The sequence below is a fragment of the Streptomyces niveus genome (assembly GCF_001723055.1).
GTDB lineage: Bacteria > Actinomycetota > Actinomycetes > Streptomycetales > Streptomycetaceae > Streptomyces > Streptomyces niveus.
Genome location: NZ_MDCR01000257.1, coordinates 1 through 12,485, shown reverse-complemented (window position 1 = coordinate 12,485; position 12,485 = coordinate 1). Strand labels below are relative to the sequence as shown.

Annotated in this window: 11 protein-coding genes; 4 read left to right on the top strand and 7 right to left on the bottom strand. The window is 71.1% G+C overall.

Annotation, left to right across the window (positions count from 1 at the left end; all coding sequences use genetic code 11):
• Positions 1–3 precede the first annotated feature (3 nt).
• Both BHU15_RS26425 and BHU15_RS26420 read left to right on the top strand, forming a co-directional pair.
• Positions 4–1,116, top strand: coding sequence for an ATP-binding protein (locus BHU15_RS26425; RefSeq protein ID WP_069629470.1), 1,113 nt, complete (start codon positions 4–6; stop codon positions 1,114–1,116).
• A gap of 5 nt (positions 1,117–1,121) precedes the next feature.
• A complete protein-coding gene (locus BHU15_RS26420; RefSeq protein ID WP_107422931.1) occupies positions 1,122–3,947 on the top strand; it encodes a DUF5682 family protein in 2,826 nt (941 codons plus the stop codon).
• A 70-nt stretch (positions 3,948–4,017) separates the two neighbouring features.
• Here BHU15_RS26420 and BHU15_RS26415 read toward each other — a convergent pair whose 3' ends face one another.
• The 7 genes from BHU15_RS26415 to BHU15_RS26385 all read right to left on the bottom strand — a co-directional run bounded on the left by BHU15_RS26415 (position 4,018) and on the right by BHU15_RS26385 (position 10,512).
• Positions 4,018–4,851 (bottom strand): SDR family oxidoreductase, encoded by an 834-nt coding sequence (locus tag BHU15_RS26415; RefSeq protein WP_069629468.1) that lies wholly within the window; start codon positions 4,849–4,851, stop codon positions 4,018–4,020.
• Between the two features lie 89 nt (positions 4,852–4,940).
• Positions 4,941–5,477: an HAD domain-containing protein gene (locus BHU15_RS26410; RefSeq protein WP_069629467.1), complete on the bottom strand. Its 537-nt coding sequence runs from the start codon at positions 5,475–5,477 to the stop codon at positions 4,941–4,943.
• Between the two features lie 60 nt (positions 5,478–5,537).
• Positions 5,538–6,746, bottom strand: coding sequence for an MFS transporter (locus tag BHU15_RS26405; protein ID WP_069629466.1), 1,209 nt, complete (start codon positions 6,744–6,746; stop codon positions 5,538–5,540).
• A gap of 202 nt (positions 6,747–6,948) precedes the next feature.
• Positions 6,949–7,719 carry an NPP1 family protein gene (locus BHU15_RS26400; protein ID WP_069629465.1) on the bottom strand — a complete coding sequence of 257 codons (771 nt, stop codon included), beginning with the start codon at positions 7,717–7,719 and terminating at the stop codon, positions 6,949–6,951.
• A 166-nt stretch (positions 7,720–7,885) separates the two neighbouring features.
• Positions 7,886–8,365: a MerR family transcriptional regulator gene (locus BHU15_RS26395; RefSeq protein ID WP_079128395.1), complete on the bottom strand. Its 480-nt coding sequence runs from the start codon at positions 8,363–8,365 to the stop codon at positions 7,886–7,888.
• Between the two features lie 21 nt (positions 8,366–8,386).
• A complete protein-coding gene (locus tag BHU15_RS26390) occupies positions 8,387–9,403 on the bottom strand; it encodes an MDR family NADP-dependent oxidoreductase (protein WP_069629463.1) in 1,017 nt (338 codons plus the stop codon).
• 248 nt (positions 9,404–9,651) lie between these two features.
• Entirely contained in the window at positions 9,652–10,512 is an 861-nt protein-coding gene (locus BHU15_RS26385; RefSeq protein ID WP_069629462.1) for an SDR family oxidoreductase, read from the bottom strand.
• Positions 10,513–10,633: 121 nt separating this feature from the next.
• Between BHU15_RS26385 and BHU15_RS26380 the strand changes: the two genes are divergently transcribed.
• Positions 10,634–11,023: a winged helix-turn-helix transcriptional regulator gene (locus BHU15_RS26380; RefSeq protein ID WP_069629461.1), complete on the top strand. Its 390-nt coding sequence runs from the start codon at positions 10,634–10,636 to the stop codon at positions 11,021–11,023.
• 439 nt (positions 11,024–11,462) lie between these two features.
• Complete coding sequence (locus BHU15_RS26375; RefSeq protein WP_069629460.1) at positions 11,463–12,416, top strand: hypothetical protein; 954 nt, start codon at positions 11,463–11,465, stop codon at positions 12,414–12,416.
• Positions 12,417–12,485 lie beyond the last annotated feature (69 nt).

The following is a 12,485-nucleotide window of genomic DNA, read 5'->3' as shown; positions in this document are numbered from 1 at the left end:
GCTGTGTCAGACATGTTGCGCGCTCCCGCCGAAATCAAGTACGCCGAGGAGCTGGACTGGCTGGAGTCGGTGGACGACGGTCCGAAGCCGTTCTCGTGGCGCCTTTCGCCGAAGATGGTCCGTCTGTTCATCCTGGGCTCGGAGCGGGCCGACGGGCTCGACCGGGAGATCCCGCAGAAGTGGTTCGGCGACCGCAGTCTCGTCGAGCGGGCCGTCGTCACCCTGGCGTCCGACCGCGGCCTGCTGCTGATCGGTGACCCGGGGACCGGCAAGAGCTGGCTGGCCGAGCTGCTGGCCGCGGCGATATGCCGCAGCTCCACCCTGGTGGTGCAGGGCACGGCCGGCACGACCGAGGACCACATCAAGTATTCGTGGAACGTGTCCATGGTCATCGCCAAGGGCCAGTCACGTGAGTCGATGATCCCCTCGCCGATCATGACGGCGATGGAGACCGGCGCGATCGGCCGGTTCGAGGAGCTGACCCGCTCCACCAGCGACGTCCAGGACGCGCTGATCTCGATCCTGTCGGAGAAGTACATCTCGGTCCCGGAGCTGGACAGCGACAGCATCGTCTTCGCCAAGCCCGGCTTCTCGATCATCGCCACCGCCAACAGCCGCGACCGGGGCGTGAACGATCTGTCCTCCGCGCTGAAGCGACGGTTCAACTTCGTGCGTATCCCGGTGGTGACGAACAGGAAGAGCGAGGCGGAGATCGTCCGTTTCCGTACGGAGGAGCTGTTGCGCCGGCACCGGATCGAGCTGGACGTGCCGCCGACGCTCCTGGACGTGCTGCTCCAGAGCTTCGCGGATCTACGGGCCTCCGCGGCGGCGGCGGGCAGCGACGACGAGAAGCTGGAGTCCGCGCTGTCGAGCGCCGAGCAGATCGGCGTCCTGGAGGACGCGATCCTGCACAGCAACTTCTTCGGCGAGCGTCAGCTGACCGCCCGTGCCCTCGCCTCCTCGCTCGTCGGATCGCTGGCGCGGCGCGAGCCCGAGGACCTGGCCATCCTCAACAAGTATCTGCACGGCGTCGTGGAGCCGCGCAGCAAGGAACAGGGCGGCTCCTGGCCGGAGTTCCTGGAGGGCGGTCGGGACGCGATCGCCACCCTCTCGTGAGCCCCGTGCGGGAGGACGAGGCGGTCTTCGAGGCCCTGCGTACGCAGTTGCGGGAGGCCGCGACGGCGCTGGCCGACGGGCCCGACGCGCTGGAGGGCATCCTCCTCGGCATCGTCGACGACGTCGACCGCGCGGTCCGGGAGCCACTGGAGATCTTCCCCGTCTGCCACCACTCCCCCGCCTCGGCGATCGCCATGGCGCGGCGGCTGCGGGAGAAGCGGCCGAAGGTCGTCTATCTGGAGCTGTGCGAGGACATGGCGCCGCTCCTGTCCGAGCTGCGCAACTGCCGGCTCCCGGTGGCGGTGCAGGCGTTCGCCAGCGAGGTCAAGGGCTTCCCGGCGGACTGGGCGCCGCTGTCTGTGGTCGCTCCGATCACCGAGGCGTCCGCCGAGTACCAGGCGATCGCCTACGCGCTGGACACGCCGGGCGTGGAGCTGGTCCTCGTCGACCGCTCGTCGGACCACGTCTTCCAGTGGCAGGCCGGCGGGTCTGCGGAGGACCGGTCCGCAGAGCCGGAAGCGCCGGACGCGCCGTCGGAGACACCGCCGGCCGAGGAGGACGCGGCGCTGCACGGCGACGCCGTCGGTGTGGAGATCGGCGACCTGCGCCCGCGCTTCGCCGAGCTGGAGGAGCATCTGCTGCGCCACGGCCGGGTGCGGCACTGGTCGGAGTGGTGGCACCAGTACGTCGAGCTGCCGCTCGGCGACAGCGACCACGACACCTACCGGCAGGTCATGCTGCTGATCGGCAGCCTCTTCCGGCGGCTGGCGCCCGGCGACGCCGAGCGGGTCCGGGTGGACGAGGACCGCGAGCGCCACATGTGGACGAGGATGCGCGAGCATCTCGCCGCGTCAGGTACGGATCCCGCGGACTGTCTCTATGTCTGCGGCGCGTTCCACGCGGCCAGCCGGGTCGAGGAGTTCGGTGTCGGAGGCGCCGCGACCTTCGAGATCGGTCCGCCGAGCGCGAGCGTGTGGCAGCACGGTCTGATTCCCTCCAGCCACTCGGCGATCGAGGCGCAGTTCGGCCTCACCGCGGGCTCGGTGTCCATCGCCGCGACCCAGTGGGCGAAGAATCTCAAGCGGACCCGCGTCCAGCCGTTCCGGCTGGAGGGGCAGGTCGGTGCGAAGAAACCGGCGAAGACCGCGAAGGCGGCCGTCCCGCTCACCCCCGTCGTCCCCGGGGTCGCGGACGTCGCCTCGGACAAGCTGTCCGGTTTCCTGCGGCGCGCGCCGGTCCTCGACCCGCTGGACGAGGCCGAACTGCTGGGCTGGTCGGTGGAGATCGTGCGCGCCGCGCGCCGCAACGGCTATCTGGCCTCCACCGCCGACGCCATCGCCGTGTTCGAGACGTCGATCCTGCTGGCCGGGATGCGCGACCGGGCCAGGCCGACGCCGTACGACTTCCAGGACGCGGCGATCACCTGCGTCGAGAAGGACTCGGTGCCTGGCCGGCGTGACGTGCGGCGCATCGTGGAGATCATGATGGGCGGCGACCGGATCGGACAGGTCGGCTACGAGGCCCTGCCGCCGCTCGCGCGCGATGTGCACGACCGGCTCGCGCCGCTGAATCTCAAACTCCAACAGCGCGGTGTGCAAAGGGCGTTGCTGGACATGGCGGCCAGTCCGGAGCTGGCGCGCTGCTCCGACGTGCTGTGGATGCTGCGCCATCTGCTGCCGTGGGGCGCCGCGCGGGCGATCATGGGTGAGCGGCGGCTCGGCGAGCAGCCCATCCAGGAGTCCTGGGACCTGGCGCTCGGCACTCATCAGCGGGAGCTGATCGAGCTCGGGTACGAGGGCGTGACCATCGAGCAGGTGCTTGAGCAGCGTCTGCGGCGCCGGGCGTACGACGCGCAGGCGACGACGGCGGATGTCCTGAAGGCGGTGGAGGACGCCACGCTGTATCTGCGCAGCCGCCGTCTCGCCGACGAGCTGGGCACGCGCGCCCTGGAGGTCCTGGCGACCGAGCGCAGCGTGGACGGCGCGCCGGAGGTGCTGCGCCGGGTGCGCCGGCTGCTCGCGTACTACCGGACCAGTGAGCCGGTGCTGCCGCCGTGGATCGAGTCCTTCGTCAAGACGGGGTACGCGCACTACTGCACCCTGCTGCCGACGGCGTTCGGCGACGAGGACGCGACGGTCCGGCAGGTCGCCGCGATGCTGGGCTTCCTGTTCAGCATGGAGAGTCTGGCGCTCTCGCTGGGCTGCGACCGTACGCAGTTGGACCTGGCGTTCGCGCAGTCGCATCCGAAGGAGCCGGCCAAGGTGGCGCTGCGGTGGGCGGCCCAGGTCCAGCTGGGACAGCTCTCCCGTGCCGAACTGCGTTCCCTGTGCGACGACTTGCTCGGCAATCCGCTGGTGGTGCCCGCCTATCCGCGCTACCTGAGCGGGTTCCTGCACGCGCTGGAGCCGGTGCCGCAGCTGGCGGACTTCGTCGTGGAGGCGGTGTCCAACGCGTTCGCACGGCTGCCGGATCCGGTGTTGCTGCCGTGGCTGCCGACCCTGATCAGCACCCTGCGGGCCGACGGCTCCGACCTGGCGCCGCTGCTGATCCGTGAGGCGGGCCGGATCTTCCCCGGCCGGCTGGCGGCGCTGGACGCGTGGGTGCCACCGTGGCTGGAGCCCCCGACGGTCGTGGAGGCCCGGCCTGCCGCCGGCGCGCGTACGGGTGCCGCGCTGCTCGCCGCGTATCCGGAGACGTGCGACTCGGTCGCGGATCTGCTGGGTTACGAGGGCTCGTGGGAGACGACGGCTCCCGCCGCGTCGGGCGCGGTCCTCACCGCCCGGCATCCGGACACGGCGGTGGCGCTGGAGGCGCTGTTGGCGGGCCCCTGATCACACTCGTCCGGCCGCGACCCGACGACCGGGGTCGGGTCCCGGCCGGGCGGCGTTCCGCGCCTGGCGGTCAGCGGAAGGCCGCGGCGTTCTCCTCGGCCCACTGCCGGAACGTCCTGGCCGGGACACCGCTGGTGCGGGGCGCGGTGTCGCGCACCAGGAGGAGATCGTCGTTGACGTCTCCGCCCGTCAGGTCGAGTACGGCGGCTGCGGCTTCGTCGCCCAGGAAGACGGCCAGCTGTTCGTGGGCCTCGGCCCGGCTGATCTCGGTGAGCGGTATGTCCCGCCCCAGGACCGCCGCGATGACGCCGACCTGCTCCCGGGGCGTGATCCGTTCCGGACCGGTCAGCGCGTACGTCCGCCCCCGGTGGCCGGGCTCGGTCAGTGCCGCGCGGGCCACCGAGGCGATGTCGGCGGGGTGGATGGCCGGGAGGCCGATGTCCGGGTACGGCAGACGGACCGCCTCATGCCCCCGGATCGCCTCGGCCCACAGCAGGGCGTTCGAGGCGAACTGGGTCGGCCGCAGGATCGTCCACGTCATGCCGCTGTCCTTGAGCAGCCGCTCGACGGCCAGGTTCTCTACGGCGGGGCCGAGATGCGGATGGGTCTGACCGGTGATGGACGACACCAGTACGACGTGTTCCACACCGGCCGCCTTGGCCGCCTCGATGATCTCGGCGTCCGCGCCCCGGCGCGACACGAGGAGCAGGGATCGCGCGCCCTCCAGCGCGGGCTTCAGCGAAGCCGCGTGGGCGAGGTCGCCGGCCACGGCCTCGACCCCTTCGGGGAACGCCGCCCGCGCGGGCTCACGGGTGAGCCCTCTCAACGGTCCGACGCCGTAGGCCCGAAGCTCCCGTAGCAGGGCGCTGCCTATGTTTCCGGTGGCCCCGGTCACCAGGATCATGAGGTTTTTCTCCCGTTCGTCGCGCGGTGATCAACGAGACATGACGCTAGGACCTCAACCGAACTTCAGGTCAAGTGGGCGATTCCAGGTCACCGGCCGCGTGCGAAGGAGTCGAGCGCCGCGAAGTCGGCCTCCAGCAGGCCGAGCCGCGGATCGACTCGGCGCAGCAGGGCGGATCCGTGGTGGTGGGCCGCGACGAAGGTACGGTCGGCGTCGCCGAGTTCGTCGTCGACCCAGGCGAAGGGCCTGCCGGCGGCATGCGCGACGAGCGGGCGGGTCTTCCAGAACGTGGCGTCCGGTTCCTGGTCGGACTCCATCGGCCACTCCACCGCGGGCAGTGGGGGCAGTCCGAGGACGGGCCCGATGAACTCGTTCGCCTCCTCGCCCCAGGTGGTGGCCCACACCAGCTCGTACCGCTCGGCGAGTTCCAGGAGCCGTCGTCCGTGGTCGGTGTTGAGCCAGACCCGCAGCGGCTTCACCTGGGCCGCGGGGGTGCCCGGGTGCTGGGCGATCCAGCCCTCGGGCTTCATCCGGTGCGTCGAGTAGCCGGCCGGGCGCCGCTCGGGCTTGGCGGCGTACGGGTTCAACGGGCCGTCCACGTCGATGTAGAGCAGAGGGCGGCTCATCGATGCTCCTCACTCGCGGGCTCTCGCGGGCTCTCGGGTGCGGTGAGCGTAGCCCCTTGATCAGTGCCGCTTCCGGTGATTTTCGCCGTGGAGCGTCACGGCGGCGCAGACCAGCGCCGGTGCGGCCACCAGGACGAAGCAGAGGGACGGCAGCCTGCCCACCAGCACGCCCACGAGGGCCGTACCGCCGGAACTCCCGGCGTTCACCGCCGTGTTGACCCACGCGCCCGCTTGGGTGCGGGCGTCCGGCGCGGCTGTCTCGTCCGCGATCAGATAGGCGGTGGTCAGTGCGGGGGCGACGAACAGTCCCGCGACGGCCGCGGCGGCGCCGAGCGCGTACACGTTCGGCGCCAGCCCCGCCGCCGCCAGCGCGGCACCGAGCGCCGCGCAGATCAGGGCGAGTCTCGGCCGGGCGGCGGACCGCCAGGAGACGGCGCCGTACGCCAGGCCGCCGACGGCGCTGCCGGCCGAGAGCGCAGCCAGTATCCAGGCCACCGCGCCGGGCCTGTGCTGCTCCTCGGTGAAGGCGATCGCCAGCAGGTCGAGCCCGCCCAGACAGAGTCCGACCCCGGCCGCCGCCAGCACCGGCTGCCCGAGACCGCGCGGCCGGGTACGGGTGGTGCGCTCACGCCGCGCGCTCCCCCGCCGGCCACTCCCCCGCCGTACGGGGAACGGCACGGGTGACAGCGCGAGCGCGACCGTCCCGACGAGTACGAGCGCGGCGCTGACCGCGACTCCGGCGGCCGGTTCCGCGTACGCCACGAGGATCCCGACGAGCAGGGGCCCGGCGACGAGGAGCAGTTCCTCGGCGACGCCGTCGAGACTGTACGCGCGCTGCAACATCCGCCGGTCCGGCATGAGTTGGCTCCACAGGGTCCGCATCGTGGGGCCGAGCGGCGGCGTACAGGCCCCGGCGCAGACGGCGAGCGTGCCCAGCGTCACGGCGGACGTGCCCGCCCCCGCTCCCGGGTGGTCGCGGGTGACGAGGGCGAACACGGTGAGCAGGGCGGCGTACACGACCGCCATCGGTACGAGGGCCCGGCGCGGGCCGTACCGGTCGACCAGGGCGGCGCGTACGGGCGAGAGAACGACACTGGTCGCGCCGAACAGCGCGAGTGCGGTGCCGGCGACGGCGAGGGAGCCCGAGGCTTTCTTCGCCGCCAGAGCGAGGGAGAGGGAGACCGTCCCGTAGGAGAGCCGGCCGAGCAGGGCGGCGCCGAAGGTGCTCAGGGCGTGCGGGGTCCGCAGGACAGCGGCGTACGAGTGCATCGCGGTGTGGTTCCTCAAGGAGGGCGGCGCGAGTGCGGGCGCCGCGGCCGTACAGGGACACCGGAAGACCGCGACGAGCAGAGCTGTCGCGGTCTTTACGGGGTCCTACGCACGGAGGAGGAACACACGGTCACAGTAACAGCGGCCGGGCCGGGGGCGGTTGGGCGGGCGCGCCGGCCCGTACGCCCCCGGCGCGGGCGCGTCAGGCGTTGGGGTCGAACGGGATGCCGGCCGGCTTGGCCTTCACCAGGTGGCCGTTGAAGTTGCCGTCCTTGAGGCCGAAGACGGCGCTGCCGAAGTTGGCCTGGCTCAACTTGTCGCGCAGACCGGCCGGGTAGCCGTTCCAGCCGACGAGCCGGGGGAACTGCCAGCTGCCCTGGTGGTTCTCCGGCGGCTCGTCGTTGCTGTTCGCGGGCCGGAAGGCGTGCGTGCCGATGCCGTCCTTGTGGTAGACGACCTTGGCGTGCGTTCCGTCGAACCGCATCTGGTCACGGGTCTGGATGTCGAAGTTGCCGTGGGCGGAGGTGGAGACGTACTGCACCTGGTCGTTCTGCACCCACACCACGACGTGCTCCCAGTCGTGACGGTGCCCGCCGAGGCCGCTGCCGACCACGGCCTGGTCCTTCTCGAAGTAGAGGCCGTACATGATCGCGCACCAGCCGTTGTTGCACTTGGACCGCGAGTATCCGTTGGTGTTGTCGAGGTCCCAGGAGTCCCGGCACTGACCGTTGAGCGCGCCGCTCGGGTTGAGGCCGGGGTTGATGGTCCCGTCCTGGCCGATGGCGGGGGTGGGGTAGCAGCCGTCCGTGTCGTAGTCGTACGCCGGCTGGAACGTCTGCTCCAGTCCGTCCGCGTTGGCGGGCAGGGCGTTGGGGGGATCGGCGGCGAGAGCGTTCCCGGGAAACGCGATGACCAGTGCGAGGGCACTGCCAAGGGTGAATGAGACCTTCCGGATGCGCGAGCTTTTCTTCACTGCGTCCTCCTGATCGACCGCGACATGGGGGTGTCGGCCATCTTGACATGCTCGGATCATCTTCTCCGGATGTTGTTGACATGCCGAGCGTCCGGAAGTGTCGGTGCGGTGAAAGATCAACCAATAGAGGGGGTGGGCGGGTGGCGTACGACACCCGTCTTTTCCGTCAAGCCGCCCGTTTCGCGCCCCGGTTGGGGCCCTTGTCGGCGCCCTGGTCCGCGCCCTGGTTGGCGTCCTGACGCGCGGCCGGTTCGGGAAACACGTTCCCGAACCGGTCCGCCAGTCCGGCGGCCAGCCTGTTCCGTGCCTCGACCAGCCGCGCGATCCGCTCGTCCAGCGCCGCCAGTCGACGGGCGGTCACCTCGGCGACCGGGCAGTGGTCCAGCCGCTCGACGGGCCCCGGCCCCGCGTCCTCACCGTCCATCGGATAGACCATGTCGAGGACGTCGATGAAGGCCAGCAGATCACCGATCGTCAGCCCCGTCTCCAGCAGCCGGCGTACGGCGCGCAACCGGTGGACGTCCTCGGGGCCGTACTCCCGGTGACCGGACGCCATGCGTCTGGCCCGCAGCAGGCCCTCCTCCTCGTAGTACCGCAGCGCGCGCGGGGTGAGGCCCGCGGCGGCCGCCGCATCGCCGATACGCATCTCCGATCCCTCCGTCACCGCTCACAGTTCCACCAGGACGGCGCCCGTGTGACGCCCTTCGAGAAGTTCGCACAGCGCCCGGGGTGCCTGGTCGATGCCCGGCAGCCGCGCGTGCGGGAAGACGATGCTCCCCTCGCGCAGACCACGCCCGAACTCCCGCATGCCTTCCGGGATCGCGTCCAGATGATCGCTGCCCGACATCCCGCGCAGCGTGATCCCCCGCATGATGAGCGAACCGGTGTCGATCCGGATGGGCGCGGTGAAGCCGCCGGAGAGCTGGCCGGACAGCGCGCCGACGAGCCCCACGCGCGCGCCGCGCCGGGCCACGGCGAGCGCCGCGACGAGTTGTTCGCCGCCGACGTTGTCGAAGACCGCGTCCAGGCCGTCGGGGGCCGCCTCGCGCAGCTGCTCCTCGATCGGCGCCGCCGCTCCCCGGACGACGACGGCGTCGTACCCCAACTCCCGTACCAGATACTCGCCCTTGAGCCGGGAGCCCGTGCTGCCGATCACCCGCTCCGCGCCGCGCAGCCGGGCGAACTGGCCGGCCATCGTCCCGACACCGCCGGCCGCGCCGGTCACGAACACCGTGTCTCCGGGCCGTACTTCGGCGCCCCGTACGACGCCGAGCCAGGCCGTCATCGCCTGGGAGAGGTGCGCGGCCGGGTCGGGCAGTTCCGACGGGTCGACGCGCCGGGCCTCGGCGACGTCGACGGCCGCGTACTCGCGCCAGCCGAGGCCGTGCGTCACGAGATCGCCGGGTGCCAGCTCGCCGCCCGGCGCCGCGACCACCTCGCCGAGGGCGGGCGCCCACAGCGGCTCGCCGAGCGCGGCGGCCGGAATGGGCAGTCCGGCGCCGCCTTCTATGAGCGTACGCATCACGGCGACGACGCTCATCAGCCGATTACGCACGAGCACCTGCCCGGCCCGTACGTCGGGGACCGGCACACGCACCACCTCGAAGTGGTCGGTACCGAGCACTCCGTCGGGCCGGGCACGGAGCCACACCTCACCGTGGGTGGCAGGGACAGCGCTGGTCATCGCGACTCCTCAGGACGGGGACGACGGGTCGCGACGACGGTAGAACTTGACGCCTACGGCAAGTTCAAGTCCCGACGGAGCCGGGCGGGCCACCACGAGGTCCCGCGAGGCTCGGACGGCAGGCGTGGTTCGCCACCAATCACCTCGGTCACTTCGCGCTCGTGAACAGACTCTGGCAGGCGAAGACCGCCGCGTTGACCAGGCGGAGGCCCACCTGGTCAACGGCCCACAAAGGTCCCGCCCGCGCGTCAGCCCTTCAGCGCCTGCGCGATCGTGTCGGCCAGCGGCGTGGTGGGGCGGCCCGCCAGTCGGGACAGGTCGCCCGTCGTGCCGACGAGGAGGCCGCGCTCGATCGCCTTGTCCACGTCCACCAGGACGCCGACCATCGGCCCGGGCACCCCGGCGCCCTTGAGGATGCCGAACAGCGTCTCGTCGGGGACGTTGTTGTAGACGATCGTCCGGCCGGTCTGCCGGGACAGCTCCGCCGCGTACTCGTCGAAGGACCACGCGGTGTCTCCGCACAGCTCGTACGCCTTGTTCAGGTGCCCCTCGCCGGTCAGTACGGCCGCTGCCGCCGCCGCGTAGTCGGCGCGCGCCGCGGACGCGACGCGACCCTCGCCCGCCGCCGCCACGACGGCGCCGTGCTCCAGCACAGGGGCCAGGTTCTCGGTGTAGTTCTCCGTGTACCAGCCGTTGCGCAGGAAGGTGTACGGCAGCTCGGAGTCCAGGATCAGCTGCTCGGTGACCTTGTGTTCGGCGGCCAGTTCGAAGTCGGCGTCGGGGCCGCCCAGTACGCCGGTGTACGCGAGTTGAGCGACGCCCGCCGTCCGCGCGGCGTCGACGACGGCGCTGTGCTGCGGTACGCGGCGGCCGTTCTCACTGCCGGAGACGAGCAGGACCCGGTCGCCGGCCCGGAAGATGTCCCTCAGAGTCTCGGGCCGGTCGTAGTCGGCGATCCGTACGTCGACACCGCGCGCGGCCAGGGGCGCGGCCTTCGCCCTGTCCCGGGCGACGGCGACGATCTCGCCGGCCGGCACGTCGGCGGTCAGCAGGGATTCGATGACGAGCCGGCCGAGGTGTCCGGTCGCTCCGGTGACGACGATGCTCATGAAGGCGCCCTATCCATTTCTTACGGTTTGCCATGTCTGGCACTGGTTCGTAACTCGCTGGATCAACGATATGTTCCACACTTACTCAGAGGAAGTACCCACCTTGAAGTAAGGTACCGGAATGGACGAAAGCATCATCGCTCCCGACGTCAACCGGCAGATGTGCCCCTCCCGGCTGGTACTGGAACATGTCACCAGCCGTTGGGGCGTGCTGGTGCTCGCCGCGCTGCTGGAGCGGTCGTACCGCTTCGGCGAGCTGCGCCGCACGGTCGGCGGAGTCAGCGAGAAGATGCTCGCCCAGACCCTTCAGACCCTGGAGCGGGACGGCTTCGTCCACCGCGACGCCAAGCAGGTCATCCCGCCGCGTGTGGACTACTCGCTGACCGACCTGGGCCGCGAGGCGGCCGAGCAGGTGTGGGCACTGGCGCGCTGGACGGAGCGGCGGCTGGACGCGGTGTTCACGGCCCGCGAGGCGTACGACGAGGCGCGCGCGGCTTCATCACGCCCCTGAGCACCCCGCGTTGGACAGTCCCCTTCGCGACCGCGAACGCGCGCACGTGACACCGCCGTTGCGCTCCCCCGCCGTCCCCGCGGACTTTCCGCCGCCTTTCCCACGGGCACAGCACACCTTTTGATGAATCATTAGAAAGTTGCCGAGATTCATACCGAACCTCTGGACAGTCTTCACGTGGCGCTCTAATGTCTCGGCCCACCGAGACATTGTTTCGTCGCGGTAACACCGCAGCCGTCGGGCGTTCACTCGAACACCCGTCACCCCACGAGTCTTTCCACGTCTCTCCCCCCATGGCCGGGCCACCGCCCGTCACGAGGCGCTGCGTCGATCGCCACCACGGCGTTCGTCGCACACGCACCGTGCAGCACCCCCGTCGCAGGACGGGAAACCGGCCGGGTCACCGACTCTGCCGTGACCGCAGCTGAAGGGAAGCGACATGAAGATCCGTACGTTCATCGCGACGGCCTCGCTGGTGGCATCCGGAAGCCTGGTGGCTTTCTCGGGCTCCGCCCAGGCCGCTCTCTACACCACCTGTGTCGGTGACGGCGGGGCCGTGACCGTCAGCAACGACCTGGTCGTTCCGGCCGGGAAGTCCTGCACCCTCACCGGTACCAAGGTCAAGGGTTCGGTGACGGTCGAGGCCGGCGCCGACCTCGTGGCGGCGGGCGCGACGTTCAACGGCGCGGTCAACGTGGAGGAGAACGCCTACCTCGACCTCACCGACACCACCGTCAAGGGCACGCTGACGACCGAATCCGCGTTCGGCACACACCTGGAGAAGAGCAGCCTCAAGGCGGTCGACGCCACCGAGGGATTCGTCTACGCGGTCGACTCGACCCTCGGCGGGAACGTCAGCACCGACAGCGGCGAGCTGTACGTCTCCGGCAGCACCCTCAACGCGGCGCTGACGGGCGAGGGCAACCAGTACACCGACGTGTACGACTCCACCGTCAAGGGCGCGCTGACCGTCAACGGGAACGCCCTCGGCGGCGTGTTCTGCGCCAGCGAGGTGTACGGCGCGGCGAAGTACTCCGGCAACGCCGACAACCTCCAGATCGGCGGCGAGGGCGCGCTCGGCCCCTGCGCGGGCGCCTCGTACTTCGGCGGCAACCTGGCGATCACCGACAACACCGCGAACTCCGTGCTCGACAACGCGATCGTGCGCGGCTCGCTCACCGCGACCGGCAACAACCCCGTCCTGGTCGTGGGCGAGTTGGCGCGTATCCGTGGCGCCGTCACCGGGGACACCGCCGCCGCGAGCGCGTCGGCCTCCCGCTCCGCCAAGCAGGCCGCGCCGCAGGACCGTGGCGCCGAGCTGGCCGAGAAGGCCGCCGAGCGCGCCGCCGCCGCGAAGGCCGAGGCCCACGAGGCCGGCAAGTCCCGCCTCTGACGCCGGGCGGCTCGGGCCGCGACACCAGCAGGTGACGGCGACCGCCCCGTCGCCGTACCTGCGAATCTC